This is a genomic window from Rhodococcus sp. NPDC057135, from assembly GCF_042670865.1.
GTDB lineage: Bacteria > Actinomycetota > Actinomycetes > Mycobacteriales > Mycobacteriaceae > Rhodococcus_F.
Genome location: NZ_JBHUUU010000001.1, coordinates 259,789 through 279,507, shown reverse-complemented (window position 1 = coordinate 279,507; position 19,719 = coordinate 259,789). Strand labels below are relative to the sequence as shown.

The window sequence follows — 19,719 nt, the reverse complement described above, 5'->3', positions numbered from 1 at the left end:
CCGCGCCGGTCACTGCAAACCCGCGGCACGCAGAGCGGTTTCCACCGCCTGCGGATCCGCAACCTCGATCGCGAGCAGCACCTCGCGCATCGCGGACGCGGCTTCCGGGATCAGAGCAGTGAGTTTTTCCGGCTTCGGATCGACTATCGCGGCGCGAACGTCATCACCACGCAGTGCGGCGACGGTGCCACACAGCAGGGCGATCACCTCGTCGGCGTCGGCTGCACGGGCTACGAAACCGACGGACTCGTGCGCGAGTACCGCCAGGAAATCGGCCACTTCGGTGGGAGTCCGACCGGCGGCGAGTCCGGGAATCCGGCCACCTTCGCACAGTCGCAGTGCCGCTTCGGCAGGCGTCAGTTCCTCTTCACCGCCGTCGACGTACACCGCGAGCGGAGCGGGCAGACGCAGCGCGATCGCGTCGTCGATCTGGTCGGTGGTGACGTCGAGGTCGAAACGCACGGCCTCGTACGACGCACCGGTGTCCGCACGTAGTTTCTCGGGATCGATGTCGAGACGGACGACCACCCGGCCCGCGGCTTCGGCGCCGATCAGGGCGGACGCCGGAACGACCGGGAGAAAGAGTGCTTCGAGGAGTCCGCGCGAGTTTCTCGGGGCGGGCAGCCCGAGTGAGAGAGGAATGGCCACGGACAAACCGTAACCCCGGCGAAGTCGACGGATTCCACGCGAGTTGCGTAAAAGTCTTGCGATTCACACCGGAGCACCTTAGGTTAGGGTTACCTCATCATCCGATGGAGTTCGAGAGAACACCCGCCAAGGGGGCAGCATGGCAACGAAGACCAGCACCGGCCCGTCCACCGCCGAACGCGTCCGCAGCGCCTGTGTGCGCGCACAGGACGCAGTTCTCGCCATCGAAGGCAGCGATCCCACCGTCACGTCGGTGCATCACCTGCGTTCGAACGGTGACGTCGTCGTTGCAGTCCCACATGCCTCCGCAGCTGCGGCTCTGGCCTGGAACTCCGGCGGCGGTGGCTTGCCCGCCGTCCTCGAGATCACCGATCACGCACCACTGCGACTGCGCGAGCCGGTGCGCTCCCTCGTGTGGCTTCGCGGCTCCTTGCACGCGGTGCCCGACTACGAGGCACGCGTTCTCGCCGACGACGTCGCATCCGAACATCCCCACCCGGGACTTCTCGACATCGGCCACACCTCGGTCCTTCTTCGTTTGAGCCTGGCCTCGGCTGTAGTCGCTGATTCGACGGGAGCAGAACCCGTCGCCGTGGACGAACTGCTGAACGCCAGCCCCGATCCCTTCTGGGAAATGGAAACGGCGTGGCTGCAGCATCTCGACGAAGACCACCGCGACCTCGTGGACCTGCTCGTGCGCAAGCTTCCCCCGTACATGCGCACCGGACGCGTTCGGCCACTCGGCATCGACCGCTACGGCCTGCGCCTGCGGGTCGAGGATCACACCGGTGACCGCGACGTGTGGATGCCGTTCGCCAACCCCGTCGACGACGCTCCCGCGCTGAGCCGCGCCATCCGCATGCTGGTCGGGTGCCCTTTCCTCAACGGCCTCCGATCGGGCGGCGCATCGAACGGCTAGCGTTGCGCGGGTGAATGCCCGCGAAACCGTCCGCACGTGGTTACGGCCGCCGTCTCCCGTCCCGGCCGGCCCGGCGCTCGATCCGGCCGCCAGACGCGGAGTCTGGATCGAGATCACGATCGTCCTGCTGGTCACCTTCGGACTCAGCGGATTGTCCGGGATCCTTTCGCTCGCCGAATCCTTGGCGACGCCGGTTGCGCTCTCGGATCAGACGGTTGCGCTCAATCCCTCGCGGGCCGCCATCGACTGGATCGACCTGGCGCGCCAATTACTGGGCGTCGCAAAGCTTCTCGCGTGGGCAGCGCTTGGGCTCTATCTGCTGTGGCGTTCGGGGATCGGTCCGCGTGCTGCGGGGCTGACTCCCAAACCTCGATTCGGGCGCGACATAGCCCCGGGTTTCGGCTTGGCCGCCGTGATCGGTCTCCCCGGCCTGCTGTTCTACCTCGTGGCTCAGGCGCTCAGCGTCAACCTCACCGTCCAGGCCAGCGCGCTCGACGACCACTGGTGGCGGGTGCCGATCCTCGTTCTGTCCGCAATCGCGAACTCCGGCGCCGAAGAGGTACTGGTCGTCGCCTACCTGATCACTCGCCTCCGAACGCTGGGCTGGAGCGAGAACAAATCGCTGCTCGCATCGTCACTTCTGCGCGGCAGTTACCACCTCTATCAGGGGTTCGGCGGCGGCGTCGGAAACGTGATCATGGGGCTCGTGTTCGGCCGGTACTGGCAGCGCACCGGGAAACTCTGGCCACTGGTCATCGCCCACGCTCTCATCGACATGGTGGCGTTCATCGGTTACGCCCTCCTGCGCGATCACGTCTCCTGGCTGCCGTGACCGGTACCGTGAACTGGTGACCGGCGACTCCGAATATCCTCAGCGCCCTCCGCGGCGCCAGCCGCCAGGGCCACCTCCGCGTGGACCGATGCCTCCGAGGCAGAACCCTCCACGCCAGAATCCACCCCGTCAGGGCCCACCCCCGCAGCGGCGTCCACCGATGCCGCCGGAAGGCCCGACAGTCATTCGCCGCGACGGACGCCCGCCGCAGCAGAATCCGGCCAATCAGGCCTGGTCACAGGCCCCACAACAAGCGCCGCAGCAACCCAGGCGCGAGGACTGGGCACCGACCCAGCGCCCGCAGCCGTTCCAGGACGACCCCCGCCGTCAGGGTGGGCAGCGTCAGGATCCGCAGCGCCAGGCCAAGTACGCGCCCGCTCCGCCGCGCCGAACCCCGCCGAACGCCCCGCCGCGCCCTCCTGAACCACCGAAGCAGCGACGCCCACGTAAGCGTCGTAGCTGGGGTAAACGTATCGGCATCACGTTGTTGGTGTTGCTGCTCGCATTGGCCGGTGCGCTCTATTACGTCGACAGTTCGCTCAATCGAATCGACGCGCTGCCCGACTACGCAGGACGCGTCGCAGATACTCCGGGAACGAACTGGCTGATCGTCGGCTCCGACAGTCGTGAGGGGCTCACCCCCGAGCAGGAGCAAGCCCTTGCGACGGGCGGCGACACCGGACCCAAGCGCACTGACACGGTGATCTTGGTCCATGTCCCCAAGAGCGGGAAGACGACGATGGTCAGCATCCCGCGCGACTCGTACGTTCCGATCCCCGGCTACGGCTCGGACAAGATCAACGCCGCCTTCGCCTTCGGTGGCGCTCCATTGCTCGTGCAGACCGTCGAAGAGGCAACGGGGCTTCGCATCGACCACTACGCCGAGATCGGATTCAGCGGGTTCGCCGGCATCGTCGACGCCGTCGGTGGCGTCAACGTGTGCCTGGCACAGCCGATCGACGATCCGCTGGCCGGGATCAACCTCCCCGCCGGATGCCAGGATTTGAAGGGTTCGGACGCACTCGGGTTCGTGCGAACTCGCGCGACGGCGCTCGCCGACCTCGACCGCATGAACAACCAGCGCCAGTTCATGTCGGCGTTGCTGTCGAAGGCGACGAGTCCGACCACGTTCCTCAATCCGTTCCGGTTGTGGCCACTTGTCTCCGATACCGCCAAGTCTCTACAGGTCGACGAAGGCGATCACATCTGGAATCTGGCCTCACTCGCCTGGGCGCTTCGCGGCGGAATGACCACCACGACGGTTCCGGTCGCCGGTTTCGAGGACGTGGACGGGTCGGGCAACGTGTTGTTGTGGGACAAGGCGCGCGCTTCGCAGTTCTTCGACGCTCTGGCCAACGATCAGCAGATTCCACAGGATCTGATCACCACGGGGTAATCGCCCTGAGTTCCGGTAGTACCGCGGGAGGACAAGCCCGGCGAACAAATCGCTTTCCGGCAGGACGCGGAACGGCCCGCCGAAAAATACCGTGAAGGTATGAACACAACACACCGCCGATTCCGCACTCTCGCCGTCGTTGCCGCCGCCGTCGGAGCTGCTGCACTCGTGACGTCCTGCTCCGGAACCTTCGAGAAGTTCGACGACTCCAAGGCGTACAAGAAAACCGAAACCTTCTCTTTTGCACAAGCATCCAACGGAATCGACACACTGCCGAGTTGGGTTCCCGCCGGCGCGACGGGTATCGACGAGGTCATCCGCACCACCGGCAACGAACGCATCCTGCGAATGAAAGCGAACGTCGCGGAGATCGATCACACCATCTGTACTGCACTTCCCACTGCCGAAACGCGCCCGGCCTCCCTGTCCGCTCAGTGGTGGCCGGCGGGGATCGAAAAGAGCAGCTCGTTCCAGTGCGGCGACTGATACGTCGGCGAAAAGGACTCGTTCGTCTACGGGTACCGACCGGAAACTGTCGGCTTCATCATCGATCAGCTCGACAAGAAGTAGCTCCCTCTCAGCGGCGACGACCCAGTAACCTGTTGGGATGACACAGGCGAAGAACTCGAGCGAATTCACCACTCTGCTGCGTCAGCAGATCCGTAACGAGTTCACTGCATCGCAGCAGTACATCGCGGTAGCGGTGTACTTCGATGCACACGATCTTCCGCAGATGGCCGCGCGCTTCTACAGCCAGGCCACCGAGGAACGCGGTCACGCGATGATGATGATCCAGTACCTGCTCGACAACGACCTCGACGTGGACGTACCCGGCATCGACGACGTCGTGACGAAGTTCGACAGCGTCCGGGCTCCGGTCGAATTGGCACTCGAGCAGGAGAAGACGGTCACCGAGCAGGTGACGCAGCTGGCACGTACAGCTCGCGATACCGGCGACTACCTGGGCGAGCAGTTCATGCAGTGGTTCCTCAAGGAACAGGTCGAGGAAGTGGCAAGCATGACAACACTTCTCACCATCGTCGACCGCGCCGGCGACAACCTGTTCCACCTCGAAACATTTGTCGCACGCGAGATGAACACCCCGGCCGCTGCCGACGCAATGGCGCCGACGCCCGCCGGCGGCGGCGTCTGAGGGCCACCGGCCTACCGAGTCTCAGGCCGCTCGGCGGCGCTCAGTGATCTGAGGAAGTTGTTGTACGCCTCCAGATCACTGTCGCCGTCGATCTCGGCGCGACGGTCCAGGGCGGCATTCATCCGTTTGTCGTCCCGGTTCCAGCGCATCGCGAAGATCACGACCACCACCAGCGCGACGGGCTCTCCGTACGACCACGCGAGGGCGCCCGCCAGCTGCTGATCCTGCATGACGTCCACGCCCCACTCCGGAGGCGGATCCACGAACTTGGTCAGCAGCGGCTTTGTGGCCATCATGAGTACGACGCCGATGAACACGTGCAGAGGCATCTCCACGAACAGGTCGAAACAGCGCCCGAGGTAGCTCTGCCGCACCGGGAGTGGGCCGGTCGCGAGCACCGGCATGATGAAGAGCAGACCGCTGGCGAGAAAGAAGATCTCGAGCGAGACGTGTCCGGCCGGTAACGCCGAGACGGTGTCGAAGATCGGCGACAGATAGATCCCGTAGTAACTGAACAGAAATACCGGGATCGTGAAACCGGGGTGCAACACCCATCGCGCCGGCGGGCTACGCAATGCCGAGAGGGCAAGCGCGAGAATGCCTCTCCCCATCCCTCGGTGCGGCGTCGAACGCAGTAGCAGCAGTCCCGGCGAGCCCAGTACCCAGAGCGGCGGGATCGCCATCGAGAGCGTCAGGTGTTGGAACATCCAGACACTGAAGAGTTCGTAGCCGTAGCTCTCGACCTTCAGTCCGGTTACCGCGATCAGCAGCAGGCACCCACCCAGGAAAAACGCTGTCCGATGCCACGGCCACGGTCTCCCACTCGCGCGAACTCGCTGAGCGCCAGTCCAATACCAGAGTGCAAGAACAACTCCCAGCGCAGGAAGAAGCGGGAGGGACGAAGTATCCCACTCCAGCATCTGCCCGATCGACGGCGGCGGCGTGTCGTTCACGAACGCTTCACCGGCAGGTCCTCCTTCGTCTCCATGCGGGTACCGTCGACTCTACACCTAACTACTATGTTGGATAGTATTTAGGAATTCGACGAAAGGTCCAGGTGCACAGCAGTGTCCAGAAGCATGAAGATATCCGCCGCCCTGATCGCGGTGTTCGCGGTAGCACTGATCACGTTCATCACCATCGATCCGATCCGGGCGGACAACGAGAGCACCGATCGGGCAGCACAATCCACCGCCGTCCTCACCGACGACGCGTACCGATTGACCTCGGCCGCCGACGGCAAGGTGAACCTGGTCGAGTTCCTCGACTTCGAATGCGAGGCCTGCCGCGCGCTGTACCCGACGATGGAGCGAATCAGAGCCGAGTACGAGGATCGAATCACATTCGGCATCAGATACTTTCCGATTCCGAGTCACACCAACAGCGCTCTCGCGGCGCAGGTCGTCGAATCCGCATCTCGCCAGGGCAAGTTCGTCGAGATGTATCAACGGATGTACGAGACTCAGTCACAGTGGGGTGAATCTGCCGAATCGCAGGAGGCGTTGTTCCGCTCCTACGCACAAGATCTCGGCCTGGACATGACCCGATTCGACTCCGACCTCAGCAGCCGCGGCGTCCGCGAGCGGGTCGAGCGCGACTTCGAAGAAGGTCGACGCCTGGGCGTCCAGGGCACGCCGACCCTCTTTCTGAACGATGTGAAACTGGCCCCGATGCCGACCTACGAAGATCTGAAAGCCCAGATCGACTCGGCCTTGGGAGAATGATCAGGTCAGAACAGCGCAGATACCCGCGGAGACGGCTACCGTCACGGCTGCGGCAACGGCCGTCGTGACAGCCGCCGGCACACAGGCCGCCACCGCGCAGGTCAGTCGCCGAGGCGACGCCACGTCGCCGTCCACCAGGGAACGCAATCGCACAGCGGTCGCGCCGCCGCGATCGCCCAAGCTCCAGTCCGGCTGAGGAAGCGGCGATTTCGACACCACGGCAAGAGCGGAACGCACCGCAGCCGGGCTGGTGACGCGAGCGGCGTGCCGGTCCGCTGACAGTTCCACGATCGCGCCGACGGCAGCAGGTGCCGCCGCGAACAACGGCACTCGCGGCAGAACAGCGGCCAAGACTTCGCACGCACCGACGATTCGGTGATGACCGCCGCTCAGGTGCGCACGCTCGTGCGCGAGAACCGCGTCACGCTCGCCTCCGGTAAGAGCGGATGACAAGCCTTGCGTCGCAACAACAAATCCAGGCTTTCCGGCGACGCTGTACGCCATCGGCAGCGGATGATCCAACCACAACACGTCGGACTCCGAGTTGTCGCGGCGCGCGACGATCGAGAGAACATCACGATGGAAATCTCGGACTCTCGCATGCTCACGCGCTTGTTTGCGGCCGGCCAACACGATCCGAACGGCGATCAAACCCACCACAGCAACGGCTGTACCGGTGATCAGTTCACCCACCCACGAACTCGTGCCGTGCGCGAAGGCGCTGAAGCACCGAGCGATACCGTCGACCAGCCCCTCGACCGGCGCGTGGCTCGGCCACACCAGAACCAAGACCGCGGAGAGAGCGAGATACAGAGCCGACGCCATACTGCCGAGCCACGCCGCGAGGAGCACCGCCGGTGACAACGCCGAGGAAACAGCTCGCAACGCTCTCGGAACCAAGAATCCAACGAGTACCGCACCGAGAAGCATCGGCAACGCCAATGTCATTGCGCACCTTCCCCGGAAAGACCTCGGCGCAGGGCCTCGTTCTCGGCGTCCGTCATGGTCTTGGCGAAGTGCAACAGCACGGCAGCGGAATCGGAACTGCTGTCCAACAATTCGCGCAGGGCCCTGGAGGTGGCTTCTTCACGGGTGCGGCTCGGCCGATAGAAGTAGGCGCGACTCTTCTTCTCGCGACTCACCCAGCCCTTGTCGTAGAGATGCGTCACGACGGTCAGGATGGTGGTGTACGCGAGCTGTCGACGCTCGCCCAGGATCTCGACCAGATCCTTGACCGAGAGCGCGTCGTTGGACTGCCAGAGCACATCCATGACCTCGGCTTCGAGTCCGCCCAGCCCCTGCATTGCTCCTCCATCGCGTCGTGACAGAACTTCAGTCGCCCGTGGTCTTCTCCCCGAACGACACGCCCCGGGAATTCAGATACGCGAGCGGATCGGTCTTCTGTCCGTCAGATTGCCACACCTCGTAGTGCAAGTGTGGTCCTGTCGATTGTCCACGATTGCCGACGGTCGCGATCAGCTCACCCGCCCGCACCTTCTGACCCGCAACCACGAGCGCCTCGTTGATATGTCCGTAGACGCCGACGGTCCCGTCATCCTGCTGGATGCGGACCCAGAGCCCGAATCCCGCGGCGGGACCGGATTCGAGCACAACACCGTCGGTCGCCGACACGATGGGCGTTCCGATCGCGTTCGCGATGTCGAGACCGTAGTGGGTGGTTCCCCACCGTGGACCGAAGCTGGACGTCATCGTCCCGCTGACGGGGGCCATCACCTGTGGCTTCTCGGCCTCGTACGCCAGCGCCGCACGCTCGGATTCTAGTTGTCGCGTCTTGCCGAGTTGTTCGGCTATTCCGGCAAGATCCGTCGTACGAACAAGGTCGAGGATCTCCGGCACCGACACCGCCGCCGCATCCTCGACTGCAACCGGCGGCGGCGATGCGTGCCCGATGGAAGTGCCGGACGCCAGGATTGCGCCCGTCGCCACGGAAACCGCGGCTATGCGCCCGCCGGGTCTGATCGGCTCGGCTTTTCGATGTCGTCCCACTTCTCGGTCCTCGCGTCGGTGACAAATGAAGGTCTACGCCGCCACCTTACAACTATGTTGCATAGTTTTTAAGACATGCACTATTGCGCATATATGCATATGTGTCTAGGCTGACGTCGACGAAAGGATCTTCGATGTCACACGGACACGGGCACGGAATCTCCCCCGCCGAGGCTGCGACCAGCAACAGCGGCAAGCATGTCAACAAACTGTGGATCGCCGCCGGCCTCGGGTTGGTGACGTTCGTACTGCAGGTGACGGTCGGACTCTTCACCTCGTCGCTGGCACTGCTCTCGGACTCGGCGCACGTGTTCACCGACATCTTCGGCATCTTCATGGCGCTCGCCGCGATCCTCGTCGCACAGCGTGCCGCCCGGCGCCCCGACCGTACTTTCGGCATGTATCGCACGGAAGTGTTTGCGGCACTGGCCAATGCGATCCTGCTCTTCGCAGTCGCCGGATGGGTGCTCTACGAGGCTGCCAGCCGATTCTCGGATCCGCCCGAGGTTCCCGGCCTCCCCGTCGCGATAGTCGCCGTCGTCGGATTGGCGATGAACGTCATCGCCTTCCTGATGCTGCGCAGCGGCGCGAAGGAAAGTATCAACATCCGCGGCGCCTACCTCGAAGTCATGGCGGACATGGTCGGGTCCATCGGCGTCCTCGTCAGCGGCTTGGTCACGCTCGCGTTCGGTTGGCGTTACGCCGACCCCGTCATCGGCGTAGCCATCGGCCTTTTCGTCTTGCCGCGCGCCTTCAACCTGGGCCGCCATGCCGTCCGCATCCTGCTCCAGCAGGCTCCCGATCGCATCGACGTGACGTCGATCATCGAGAAGATCAACACCCTCCCGGGCGTCGTCGACGCGCATGATCTACACGTCTGGACGCTCACCTCGGGGATGGAAGTTGCTTCCGTTCATGTCACCGCGGCCAGTGACGCCGATCCCACAACGGTGCTCGCGGCCACCCAAACCTTGCTTGCCGAGGCCTTCGAACTGGAGCACGCCACCGTACAGGTGGAACTACAGGGAAGTGACGGCAAATGCGCGGAACTCGCCTGGTGAAATGGACATTCCTAAATGAAACATTCGATTTCACCGGGCTCGATAACCTCACCGAATTCGAAGAAAAATTAGGTCTTCTTTAGTTTGGGAACGCTTACCACAATAAGGTCAGACTGGGATGACAGGGCCTCTGACCTGCACTATCTTGGAATTCATGACTTCTGGGGAGACTCACATGACCAAATTCCACGCACTACTCCGAGACCAGATTCGCAACGAGTTCAACGCTTCGCATCAGTACATCGCGACAGCGGTTTACTTCGACAATGCGGATCTGCCACAGCTGGCAAAGCACTTCTACAAGCAGGCTGTGGAAGAGCGTAACCACGCCATGATGATCGTTCAGTACTTCCTCGATCGCGACATCAACGTCGAACTCACCGGCGTCGACGCCGCGAAGGCCGACTTCAAGGATGCCCGCGAGCCCATCGCTCTCGCGCTGACGCAGGAGAAGACGGTCACCGAGCAGATCGTCCAGCTCGCGAGCACTGCCCGCGAAGAAGGCGACTACCTCGGCGAGCAGTTCATGCAGTGGTTCCTCAAGGAGCAGGTCGAGGAAGTGGCAAGCATGACAACACTTCTCACCATCGCAGATCGCGCAGGCGCCAACCTGTTCGACCTCGAAGACTTCGTTTCCCGCGAGATGAGCACCGTCGGTGACACCACCGGTGCACCGAACGCAGCGGGCGGAACCATCTAGCCTGCAGCACTCACAGATTTTGCCCTCGAGCCGAACGGTTCGCTTCCTGCCAGCAGGATCGAACTGATCAGCTCGGGGGCATCTGTCATCGGCACGTGCCCCAGACCGGGCAGAACCATCAACTTTGCCTGCGGGAACGGCTTTTTCACGCGCTGCGCCTGATACACGGGCAGGATGAGATCGCGTCGACCCCACGCAACCGTCACCGGCACAGTGGGATCCACGATGGGCGGCAACACGAAGTCCATCTCGAGACCGAGATCGACGAGTTCGTTGGACACGAGCGAACGACAGTCGGCCAACGCCGCCGCATACCCGACGTGGCTCGGATGAGCGAAGAACGCGGCGAGCGCCGGATAGCGAATCAGCTTGTACCGCAATGCGCGTGGCAATCCGTCGCCCATGAGCTTGGCCGTGCCGCGCAGTGCACGGAACGTGTTGATCGCTCGCACCTGATCGAGGTGATTGACAAAGAACCCGGCCGGCGAAAGAGCTGTCGCCGACGCGACATCTCCGCGCGCCGCCAGCGAGAGTGCAATCCAGCCGCCGAGCGAGTTTCCGGCGACGTGGGCGCGCTCCCCTGCCGGAGTCACTTCCTTGACGAACTCACTGACATCGTCGATCAGCTGTCCCATGACGTCAGGACCGAGTTCGGGCAGCAGTGACTCTCCGTGACCCGGAAGGTCGACGGTGACGACGCGGCGGTACGGCGTCAGCTGGTCCAAAAGCGAATCCCACGCCTGCCGTCGATGGACGATGCCATGGACGAGCACAAGCGTGGGACCACTACCGGAGATGTCATGCGACAAGGTCATGTCGCCAACATTAACCGTAACTTTGCGTAACGCCTATAGTTCGGGCGAAAAAATCAGCGCAGCGTGACCTGACGACCACGAAGCCCGTCGCGCGAGCGAAGCTCGGCCGAGGTGAGCGGAGCATCGACGGCCAGAGCCTCGGCAAGACGCTCACCGAGCTCGACGGTTGCCGCTACCCACTCGTTTGCATGCTTTTCGCGGTCGAGGTCGAAGACGGGAACCAACAGGCCGTGGGTGCGGAACGAGCCTGCGTAGCGCGAGCCCTCACCCAGGTGCAGTCCACCGGTCGCGTGCACGCGCGCCAGCGCGAGCATCAGGTCGTCTTCGCTCTCGGGACGAACCCAACGCAGGTGCGCCTTCTCGCCGGCGTCGACCCACCACGCGGCAACGAGGCCGTCGCCTTCGAGGCGTGCAGAAGGCATGATCGCCGAGTTGGCGTGCTGCACGGTGGCGGCAACCTCGGGATCGGTTTCGACGCCTTCCGGAATCCACCAGTTGAAGTTCTGGTGCACGGTGATGTCGAGCAGCGCCGACGGATCGACGACAGCGGTGACCGCGGGGGTGTCGGAATCGGGGTTCGCGGCAGAAAGCGCGTCGCCGGGGGCCGCGTCCTTGATCCAGTTCACCGAAGCGGCGAGGTCTGCGCCGAGGTCGGCCGAGTGCGCCTGAACCTGGACACCGACAAATCCGGTGGCCGTCTCGCCCTCGTCGCGGACGAGTGCGGCAACAGCGCCGGGGAGGACGGTCGCCAACGTGACGGGACGGTCGGAGCCGATGACCGGCAACGGAGCCGTGGCGGACGGAACGAATTCACGCAGCGCGACCAGATCGCACTCGGCGGCAAGGCCCTCGAACGGGCGGCTGACTACGCCGGCAGCGGCTTCACGCTCTGCTTGGCGTGCCGCCAGCTTCTCTGCGCGTGCGCTGCCCTGCTTCGGTCCACTGTTTCTTTTGCTCTTCTTGGCCACGAGGGCAAAATCTACACGCTGCCCAGCCATTGCTTCGTGCGCCCGGGATGGTTGGTGGCAACCCAACTGACCCCGAGCTCACGACACAGGTCCACATCCGCCTTGTCGTCGACGGTCCAGCAGTACGTCGCGCGGCCCGCCGCAGCAGCCCGATCGACCAGATCGGGATGTTCGCGCAGCGCCTTGATCGACGGCCCGATCGCCGTAGCGCCAACAGCCGTCGACGCACCGCCGCCGAGGTACCGCGACGCGTCACCGAGCAGGACCGTCGGCAGCAGCGGTGCCGAACGGCGCACTCGCCACACCGCACTCGCCGAGAAAGACATGACCACTGCGCGCGAGTGATCGGCCGACGGCGGCGACGCGATCCCGAAGCGGTGCAGTTCCGCGAGAAGTTTTGCTTCGACCAGGCCGCCGAAGCGCACGGGGTGCTTGGTCTCGATGAACAGCTTCACGGGGCGAGCAAAATCCAGGGCGAGGGTGATGAGATCGGCGAGAGTCAGCAGTTCGGCCGGTTCGCTCGTCGACCCGTAGTCCAGAGCGTTCAGCGAATCGAGAGTCATCTCGCTGACGATCCCCGTCCCGCTCGAGGTGCGGTCGACCTTGCGGTCGTGAACGCAGACCAGGTGTCCGTCGCGGGTGAGCCGAACGTCGCATTCGAGCCCGTCCGCACCCTCTTCGAGAGCTAGTTCGTAGGCGGCGAGGGTGTGCTCCGGCCGCGCAGCCGACGCACCTCGGTGCGCAACGACGAGTGGACCTCGGCGATCTGGGCTCACAGGGCTGCGGTTTCCTTCTCTTCCGACACCGTCTTCTCTTCGAGCACAGTCTTCTCTTTCAGCACCGTCTTCTCTTCCAGCACCGAGCGTGGCACCGGCACCCACCGGGTTTCCGATTCGGGCTCGCCGCGCCAACTCTTGCGCTCGATCCGTCGGATCACGACGAGCGTCAACGCGGCGGTGACGGCAGCGATCAGCGCTATGAATGCGTTCAGCAGAACCCCGTCGGCCATTGCCTGAATCCCTGGGCGTGATCGCCAGTACGCGTTGACCACCAGCAGCAGAGCGCTGAATCCCCAGAAGCCCCACCAGATCTTGACCAGCAGGGTTCCGCGCGGATCACGGCGAACCAGCTCGAGGAGATAGACGGCCGGCATCACGAGGTTGAGGATCGGCACAGCGCAGCCGACGACCACTTCCGAGGCGGTACGCGGATCGGATTCCCGGGCGCGTGCGAAGTGTTCACGACGCCGACGAAGCAGCCAGCACACGGCGGCGACGGCAGCGAGGACGGAGACCAGCAGTCCACCCAACTGAGTGAAGTAGACGGCAGCGTCGGAGACCGTGAGCAACGGCTGCGGGATCAGCGTGGTGCGGTTGCGGACCAGGATCGCGTATCTGCCCAGTTCGGCGAACACCGCCAGTCCGTAGAGGATCGCCGCGAGCGTCAGCAACGGCCCGACTCGATCGGCCATCCGGTCCGCACGCGAGGGCGGTACCGGTGAGGTGTCGACGACGTCCTGGAGTCCCCACTGCGGGACCGCGTCGTAGCGCGGAGTGGAGAAGCTCCGACGCACTGGTGCGTCCCCCACGCCTCGTGGGTCGGACGGTGAGCGCGCGATCCAGCGGAAGCCTCGACGGTTGGGCGGTTGGTAGATCTCGGTGCGGGTGGGGATGAGGAGAACCCCGCTGCAGCGCGGGCACCACTGCGTCGGGCCACCGACGACAGGCCAGCGTGCGGCGCATCGGGCGCAGACCTGAACGACACTCACAACTTCGATTCTGTCACGCCGTATCGGTAACGGCAGCAAATGGATTCACTCCCGATTTGTGATCGAACCTCCACCGCCTTCACCTGCATTGTTCGAATAATGTGACCTCCGCCACTTAAAAACTCGAGTTATCCACAGTTTCCACAGGTTCATCCACAGTTCTGGATGAATGAATCGGGCTTTATCCACAGGTCACGGGCAAGACCCTGAGAATTTGCTGACAGGTGTTAGCGAACGATGCACAGGCTCGAGGATGAATTTGACACCGCAGGTCAGTGAACTTTTGGGCGTCGGCGTCATTTATCCCGGCAAAGTTCACAATCCATTCAGAAATTGCTCCGAAAGGACAGAAAAGACCGTTATCCCCTTTTCCTGTCGAAGGCCGGTTTTTGACACACCTGGAAGCATGATCGTCGATGACTTCTCCACAGCCCGAGCCAATTCTGACGTTCACCCCGAAACGGGTCACGCAGCTCGCGTTCGTGTTGATCGGATGTCAGCTCGTCATTCGCGCCTGGGTTGCCGCGAGCAACTACTTCTACTGGGACGACCTCATCCTGATGGGCCGAGGCGCACGCTTCCCACCGTTCTCGAGCGAACTCCTTCTCTATGACCACGACGGTCACTTCATGCCCGCGGCCTTCTTCTTCACCGGGTTGATCGCCCGCATCGCGCCGTACAACTGGGCACTGTCGGCGACACTGCTCGTCATCGGTCAGGCCGTGGCGTCCTTGGCGCTTCTCCGCACTCTTCGGTTGGTCCTCGGCTGGCGACCGGTGCTGTTGATTCCGCTGATCCTGTATTTGTTCGTCCCGCTGACACTTCCGGCGTTCTCGTGGTGGGCGGCCGCGCTCAATGCCTTGCCGCTACAGATCGCACTTGCCTGGGCGTGCGGGGACGCGATCAAGCTGTACCGCACCGGGCATGTGCGCTACGTGTTCTCGGGCACCGCAGTTTTTGTCGTCTCCCTACTGTTCTTCGAGAAGGCAGTGCTCGTTCCGTTCGTGGCACTCGCTTTTCTGGTGCTGTACTTGCGCACGCAAGGCGAAGGAACGCCGATCCGGAGTGCGATCACGAAGTGCCGACTCCTGTGGACGGCCTGCGCCGCTGTCCTCGCCATCTGGATTCCGGTGTACCTGACCACCGTCGAGTCTCCGGTCACCGGCTACGGCCGTTCCATGTCCACCGAGCTGCTGCATCACGGCACGTCCTTGGGGATGCTTCCCACTCTTCTCGGCGGTCCCTGGCACTGGGAGCGGTGGATCCCCAGCCCCGCGTGGGCCGATCCGCCGACGGTATTGGTGGTCGCGGCGTGGGCTGCATTACTGACGACGGTCGTGATGACAGTGCGTGCCAGACGCGGCGCCGCCTGGATCTGGGCCGCCGCGGCGCTGTACTTCCTGGCCTCCGTCGTGGCGATGACCGCGACCCGATCGGACGCCGACACCACCTACGAATTGGCGCAGACCTTGCGCTACTTCACGGATTCGGCGACGGTGTTCGCCCTCGCCGCCGCCCTGATTCTCGCCTCACCTCGGCGACGTCCGGCCCGCATGTCCGTCGCAGTCGCCGCCGGGCTGTCAGTGCTCTTCGTTGTCAGTTCGCTCGTCTCGACTGTCACGTTCGTCGACATCTGGCGCGAGAACCCGACTCGCGACTACCTCGCCAACGCACGAATGTCGTTGTCCCAGAATCAGGACGCGCCGCTGCTCGAGCAACCCGTCGCGATCCAGGTACTCCTTCCCGTCGCCTTTCCGAACAATTTGGCAAGCAACGTTCTCGCGCCGCTGTCTGATCGACCCGAATTCTCTTCCAGCACTCCGATTCTGCGCACGATCGACGACAGCGGAAAGATTGTCGATGCCGAAGTGACCTGGACGAGAAGGATTCCCGAAGCGGCGACACCGAACTGCGGCACCCGCTCCGAAGGCCCTACCGAGCTCCCACTCGACGGCCCCCTGGCCGGCTGGGAATGGACGGTCCAGCTCAATTACCTCGCGAGTACCGACGGAACGATCGACGTCGCGTTGGAGTCCGGCGACGCCGTATCAGTACCCGTGACGCAAGGTTTGCACTCAGCGTTCGTACGCCTGGTCGGCCACGGAAACAGTGTGAAAATCACGCCGACGACGCCGGGACTGACCCTGTGTTTCGGCGGCGGACAAGTCGGTGCCGTCGTCCCGACCTCCGCAAAATAGTGGCAGAGTGGAAGTCATGGAGCTGCGTATATTCACCGAACCCCAGCAGGGCGCTACCTACGAACAACTACTGACTGTTGCCCAGACCGCCGAAAAACTCGGCTACGGCGCATTTTTCCGCTCGGACCATTATCTCGCCATGAATACCGACGGCCTTCCCGGACCTACCGACGCGTGGATCACACTCGCCGGTATCGCCCGCGAAACGTCCACCATCCGCCTCGGCACCCTCGTGACGTCGGCTACGTTCCGTCACGCCGGCCCGCTGGCCATCTCGGTCGCGCAGGTCGATCAGATGAGTGGTGGCCGCGTGGACCTCGGCATCGGTGCCGGTTGGTACGAGGAAGAGCACCAGGCGTACGGGATCCCGTTCCCCGCGCTCAAGGATCGCTTCGAACTGCTCGAGGAAACTCTCGACGTGGTGACCGGTCTGTGGCGTACTCCGGTCGGCGACACGTTCGACTACGACGGTAAGCACGTGCAGATCAAGAACTCTCCCGCGCTTCCCAAGCCGCACCAGGTCGACGGCCCGCCGATCCTGATCGGTGGCACGGGCAAGAAGAAGACTCCGGCACTCGCCGCTCGGTTCGCGAACGAGTTCAACATCCCGTTCAAGTCCCTCGAAGAAACGAAGGACATCTTTGCACGGGTTCGTCAGGCTTGCGTCGACATCGAGCGGGATCCGAACGAATTGGTGTACTCCAACGCTCTCGTCCTGTGCTGCGGCCGCGACGAGGCAGAGATCAAGAAACGCGCCGAGGCGATCGGACGAGACGTGGACGAATTGCGTGAGAACGGTCTGGCCGGAACGCCTTCGGAACTGGTCGACAAGATCGGGACGTTCGCCGAAGCCGGTTCACAGCGTGTGTATCTGCAGACTCTCGATCTGGCCGATCTGGATCATCTCGAACTCGTCGCAAGCGAGGTCATGCCCCAACTGCAGTAAAGAGTGGGCGGCAGTGAAAAAGGCCGGGATCTACAGCGCGTTCGCGTCGAGGAACGCGCGTAGGTCCCGGTCCCACTGGGCCGAGCGCGAACGGTCGAGAAACACCCGCACCAGCATGAACGCGATGACCAGCAAGGACATCACGCTGAACCAGGTGAAAACCCCGGTCACCACGGCTGCGACGTCGGCAGCGCTCTGAGTGATCGGGGCTACGGACTTGTCGCCGTGATCGTTGACGTAGATGTCGACCTCGGTGCCGGCGGGCGTCGCGGAATCGACCGTGATGTCGCCTGTGTGAACCTGACCGTTCCAATTCCACTGTGCGCTGGCCATATCCGTCGTCGGCGCAATGTAATCGGCGCTGGAGACGGTGGTTTGCTTCGAATCTGCCGTTGTCGTCGCCGAAATGCTGTGCAGTTCCGAGGATTGTTTGGCGATCAGTGCGTTCTGGCTCGAAGCCGTCGCGGCGCCGGCCCACACTGCGAATGGCAGCAGCAAAATCGCGAAGATGATCAGACCGAAGGACATGAACCCTTCGATCCGATCACTGCGGCGAACCATCGGATCGTGGCCTACGTGAATGGTGCGTCGAAGCAGCGACGCAGTTCCTCGCGTACTACCTGACATTGTGAACTCAGTTCTCTCGACGACACACTCGTACTTCGAGATTCCCTTTGTTTCGATCTAGTTGCAAGTGTTAACGAGCTGAATCACATGTGTCCTCCAACACCTGTCCGTTATTCGCTTGGCGGAAGGATGTCCGTCTGCGCCGTAACCTGATCCTGACGGAGTAATCCCACCGGGCAACTGACGCCGGTGGCATGCACCGGGCAGTAACCGCCGGGATTCTTCGCCAAATACTGCTGGTGGTAATCCTCCGCATAGAAGAAGTCGCGCAGCGGACCGATTTCGGTGGTGATCGCGCCGTATCCCGCTTCGGCAAGCCTTTCGCCGAAAGCGACGGCCGACGCGTGAGCGATTTCTTCCTGTTGCGCGGACGTCGTGAAGATCGCCGAACGGTACTGCGAGCCCTGGTCGTTGCCCTGACGCATCCCCTGCGTCGGATCGTGGTTCTCCCAGAAGTGCGCCAGGATCTGCTCGTAGGAGATCACTGCGGGATCGAAGACGACCAGCACTACTTCGGTGTGACCGGTACGTCCGGAGCACGTCTCTTCGTATGTCGGATTGGGAGTGAAACCGCCCGCGTAACCCGCAGCGGTCGTGTACACACCGGGAAGCTGCCAGAACTCCTTCTCGGCGCCCCAGAAACAACCCATACCTACGACGACGGTCTGCATTTCGGCCGGAAACGGCGGCGTCAACGGATGTCCGTTGACGTAGTGCGCGGTAGGTACCGGCATTTTCTGCTCTCGCCCGGGGAGGGCGTCCTCAGGCGCGATCAGCGTGGATTTTGCGGACGCTCGTCCCAGAATGTCGTCGTACCAGCTCATGCTTCGATGCTACGCGCGAGCGGCTGTTTCGCCACGCCGTGACCGCGCGGGCACCGGGCAGCTCCACCCAGCGATAGCCGATTTCTGCTACCGCAGCCGTGACCAGAAGGAACAGTGCGAAGGCCAGCGTCGGTCCCACGTACATCACGGTGTTCTCGACGACGCGGTACAGGATCAGGGTGTGCACGAGATAGATGACGTAACTGCGCGTCGAGAGCCACTTCACGACCGACCAGCGCGTCGGGACGCCGTCGTAGCGGCCGATGAGGACAACCGCTGCGGCGACTACCGAGATGGTCCACAGGTAGTGCTCGCCGGCCCAGTACACGCGGAACTGGGTCGCCACGATGATGACGTGCATCTGCATGAGGACGGCCGCGATCAGCCAGCGGCCGGGAGCAAGCTTCGCCCACGCGAGGTACATGATCTGGCCGAGGAAGACGGCCGGCAGCGTCGCGGCGATCTTGGACAGCATCGGCACGGTGTACGGCAGCGGCGCGTAGACGTTGTAGAGCAGAACCAGTGAGCACAGCGCACCACCGGCGAGCGGCATGACGATCGGTCGCAGCCGCAGTATCGGACGAGCGGCGACGCACGCGAGATAGAAGAGGAATTGGACGGTGAGCGTCCAAGTCACTCCGAGAACTGCCACCTCGGGCTTGAGAAAGAATCCGCCGAGAAAAAAGCTCATCAACGCTTCGGTATCGGAAATACCTTCCTGACCGCTGAACATTCCGTTGATTCCGAGGCGGACCAGAAGAATGGCAATCGCGGTTGCCACCCAGAATGCGGGCAGCAGTCGACTGAATCGGTTGGTCAAGAATTTTCCGGGGCCGTCGCGAATCGCGGACCGCGTCACCAATGCGCCGGTAAGCATCATGAATACTGCGACGCCGACAAAAGAGAGGTGCTGGTTGAGTTCGGCCGGCTCGATCAAAACGCCGTAGACGACGTCGATCACCCACCAACCCGAGCCGAGATCGTCGATGACGTAGAAAGAGATGTGGGAGTAGATCACGGCGGCAACCGCCAGGGCTCGCAGCAGGTCAGCGCCCGGAAGATTCACCCGAGGCGCGGCCGCCTCTGGTGATTCCGGGAGGAAAACTGGTGCGGGCATCGCGCAAGTTTAAGGT

At 63.2% G+C, this 19,719-nt stretch carries 22 protein-coding genes; 10 read left to right on the top strand and 12 right to left on the bottom strand.

Features of this window, described 5'->3' with window-relative positions; genetic code table 11:
- Window positions 1-9: 9 nt before the first annotated feature.
- Window positions 10-648, bottom strand: coding sequence for a hypothetical protein (locus ACFT1A_RS01290; protein WP_378445523.1), 639 nt, complete (start codon window positions 646-648; stop codon window positions 10-12).
- A gap of 139 nt (window positions 649-787) precedes the next feature.
- On the opposite strand from ACFT1A_RS01290, the gene ACFT1A_RS01285 reads away from it, so the two are divergent.
- The 5 genes from ACFT1A_RS01285 to ACFT1A_RS01265 all read left to right on the top strand — a co-directional run bounded on the left by ACFT1A_RS01285 (window position 788) and on the right by ACFT1A_RS01265 (window position 4,948).
- Window positions 788-1,567 (top strand): DUF2470 domain-containing protein, encoded by a 780-nt coding sequence (locus ACFT1A_RS01285; protein WP_003945406.1) that lies wholly within the window; start codon window positions 788-790, stop codon window positions 1,565-1,567.
- A 10-nt stretch (window positions 1,568-1,577) separates the two neighbouring features.
- Window positions 1,578-2,399, top strand: coding sequence for a CPBP family intramembrane glutamic endopeptidase (locus ACFT1A_RS01280; RefSeq protein ID WP_378445522.1), 822 nt, complete (start codon window positions 1,578-1,580; stop codon window positions 2,397-2,399).
- Window positions 2,400-2,559: 160 nt separating this feature from the next.
- A complete protein-coding gene (locus tag ACFT1A_RS01275; protein ID WP_378445521.1) occupies window positions 2,560-3,795 on the top strand; it encodes an LCP family protein in 1,236 nt (411 codons plus the stop codon).
- 99 nt (window positions 3,796-3,894) lie between these two features.
- Window positions 3,895-4,281 carry a hypothetical protein gene (locus tag ACFT1A_RS01270; protein WP_378445520.1) on the top strand — a complete coding sequence of 129 codons (387 nt, stop codon included), beginning with the start codon at window positions 3,895-3,897 and terminating at the stop codon, window positions 4,279-4,281.
- A 121-nt stretch (window positions 4,282-4,402) separates the two neighbouring features.
- Window positions 4,403-4,948, top strand: a complete 546-nt coding sequence (locus ACFT1A_RS01265; RefSeq protein WP_378445519.1) for a ferritin — start codon at window positions 4,403-4,405, stop codon at window positions 4,946-4,948.
- A gap of 11 nt (window positions 4,949-4,959) precedes the next feature.
- Here the strand turns inward: ACFT1A_RS01265 and ACFT1A_RS01260 are convergent, their stop codons facing one another.
- Window positions 4,960-5,901 carry a cytochrome c oxidase assembly protein gene (locus tag ACFT1A_RS01260; RefSeq protein WP_378445518.1) on the bottom strand — a complete coding sequence of 314 codons (942 nt, stop codon included), beginning with the start codon at window positions 5,899-5,901 and terminating at the stop codon, window positions 4,960-4,962.
- Between the two features lie 126 nt (window positions 5,902-6,027).
- On the opposite strand from ACFT1A_RS01260, the gene ACFT1A_RS01255 reads away from it, so the two are divergent.
- The gene (locus ACFT1A_RS01255; protein WP_378445517.1) at window positions 6,028-6,672 is read left to right on the top strand and encodes a DsbA family protein; all 645 of its coding nucleotides are present in this window, start codon (window positions 6,028-6,030) and stop codon (window positions 6,670-6,672) included.
- Here the strand turns inward: ACFT1A_RS01255 and ACFT1A_RS01250 are convergent, their stop codons facing one another.
- The 3 genes from ACFT1A_RS01250 to ACFT1A_RS01240 are packed head-to-tail and all read right to left on the bottom strand — an operon-like array spanning window position 6,673 to window position 8,634.
- Window positions 6,673-7,620, bottom strand: coding sequence for a M56 family metallopeptidase (locus tag ACFT1A_RS01250; RefSeq protein ID WP_378445516.1), 948 nt, complete (start codon window positions 7,618-7,620; stop codon window positions 6,673-6,675). It lies immediately after the preceding gene.
- Window positions 7,617-7,976: a BlaI/MecI/CopY family transcriptional regulator gene (locus tag ACFT1A_RS01245; protein ID WP_378445515.1), complete on the bottom strand. Its 360-nt coding sequence runs from the start codon at window positions 7,974-7,976 to the stop codon at window positions 7,617-7,619. The genes ACFT1A_RS01250 and ACFT1A_RS01245 overlap by 4 nt, the downstream gene beginning before the upstream one ends.
- 28 nt (window positions 7,977-8,004) lie before the next feature.
- Window positions 8,005-8,634, bottom strand: coding sequence for a M23 family metallopeptidase (locus ACFT1A_RS01240; RefSeq protein ID WP_378445766.1), 630 nt, complete (start codon window positions 8,632-8,634; stop codon window positions 8,005-8,007).
- 179 nt (window positions 8,635-8,813) lie between these two features.
- Between ACFT1A_RS01240 and ACFT1A_RS01235 the strand changes: the two genes are divergently transcribed.
- Window positions 8,814-9,740, top strand: a complete 927-nt coding sequence (locus ACFT1A_RS01235; RefSeq protein WP_378445514.1) for a cation diffusion facilitator family transporter — start codon at window positions 8,814-8,816, stop codon at window positions 9,738-9,740.
- 154 nt (window positions 9,741-9,894) lie between these two features.
- Window positions 9,895-10,440, top strand: a complete 546-nt coding sequence (locus ACFT1A_RS01230; RefSeq protein ID WP_024487904.1) for a ferritin — start codon at window positions 9,895-9,897, stop codon at window positions 10,438-10,440.
- Here the strand turns inward: ACFT1A_RS01230 and ACFT1A_RS01225 are convergent.
- From ACFT1A_RS01225 to ACFT1A_RS01210, 4 genes are read right to left on the bottom strand one after another with little or no spacing between them, the layout of a single operon-like run.
- Complete coding sequence (locus ACFT1A_RS01225; protein WP_003944129.1) at window positions 10,437-11,255, bottom strand: alpha/beta fold hydrolase; 819 nt, start codon at window positions 11,253-11,255, stop codon at window positions 10,437-10,439. The two genes, ACFT1A_RS01230 and ACFT1A_RS01225, sit on opposite strands and share 4 nt — an antisense overlap.
- A 53-nt stretch (window positions 11,256-11,308) precedes the next feature.
- Window positions 11,309-12,223: a DUF5926 family protein gene (locus ACFT1A_RS01220; protein ID WP_378445513.1), complete on the bottom strand. Its 915-nt coding sequence runs from the start codon at window positions 12,221-12,223 to the stop codon at window positions 11,309-11,311.
- An 11-nt stretch (window positions 12,224-12,234) separates the two neighbouring features.
- Window positions 12,235-12,999 (bottom strand): glycerophosphodiester phosphodiesterase, encoded by a 765-nt coding sequence (locus tag ACFT1A_RS01215; RefSeq protein WP_378445512.1) that lies wholly within the window; start codon window positions 12,997-12,999, stop codon window positions 12,235-12,237.
- A complete protein-coding gene (locus tag ACFT1A_RS01210) occupies window positions 12,996-13,991 on the bottom strand; it encodes a DUF4328 domain-containing protein (RefSeq protein WP_378445511.1) in 996 nt (331 codons plus the stop codon). Before ACFT1A_RS01210 ends, ACFT1A_RS01215 begins: the two co-directional genes overlap by 4 nt.
- A gap of 416 nt (window positions 13,992-14,407) precedes the next feature.
- Here ACFT1A_RS01210 and ACFT1A_RS01205 point away from each other — a divergent pair, with 416 nt between their 5' ends.
- Both ACFT1A_RS01205 and ACFT1A_RS01200 read left to right on the top strand, forming a co-directional pair.
- Window positions 14,408-16,189 carry a hypothetical protein gene (locus ACFT1A_RS01205; RefSeq protein ID WP_378445510.1) on the top strand — a complete coding sequence of 594 codons (1,782 nt, stop codon included), beginning with the start codon at window positions 14,408-14,410 and terminating at the stop codon, window positions 16,187-16,189.
- Between the two features lie 16 nt (window positions 16,190-16,205).
- Window positions 16,206-17,135: an LLM class F420-dependent oxidoreductase gene (locus tag ACFT1A_RS01200; RefSeq protein ID WP_378445509.1), complete on the top strand. Its 930-nt coding sequence runs from the start codon at window positions 16,206-16,208 to the stop codon at window positions 17,133-17,135.
- 30 nt (window positions 17,136-17,165) lie between these two features.
- Here the strand turns inward: ACFT1A_RS01200 and ACFT1A_RS01195 are convergent, their stop codons facing one another.
- The 3 genes from ACFT1A_RS01195 to ACFT1A_RS01185 form a co-directional block, all read right to left on the bottom strand.
- Window positions 17,166-17,762: a hypothetical protein gene (locus tag ACFT1A_RS01195; RefSeq protein WP_378445508.1), complete on the bottom strand. Its 597-nt coding sequence runs from the start codon at window positions 17,760-17,762 to the stop codon at window positions 17,166-17,168.
- Window positions 17,763-17,872: 110 nt separating this feature from the next.
- Window positions 17,873-18,586: a peptide-methionine (S)-S-oxide reductase MsrA gene (gene msrA / locus ACFT1A_RS01190; RefSeq protein WP_378445507.1), complete on the bottom strand. Its 714-nt coding sequence runs from the start codon at window positions 18,584-18,586 to the stop codon at window positions 17,873-17,875.
- On the bottom strand, window positions 18,525-19,703 hold the full coding sequence (locus ACFT1A_RS01185; RefSeq protein ID WP_378445506.1) for an acyltransferase family protein: 1,179 nt from the start codon (window positions 19,701-19,703) through the stop codon (window positions 18,525-18,527). The genes msrA and ACFT1A_RS01185 overlap by 62 nt, the downstream gene beginning before the upstream one ends.
- Window positions 19,704-19,719: the final 16 nt, after the last annotated feature.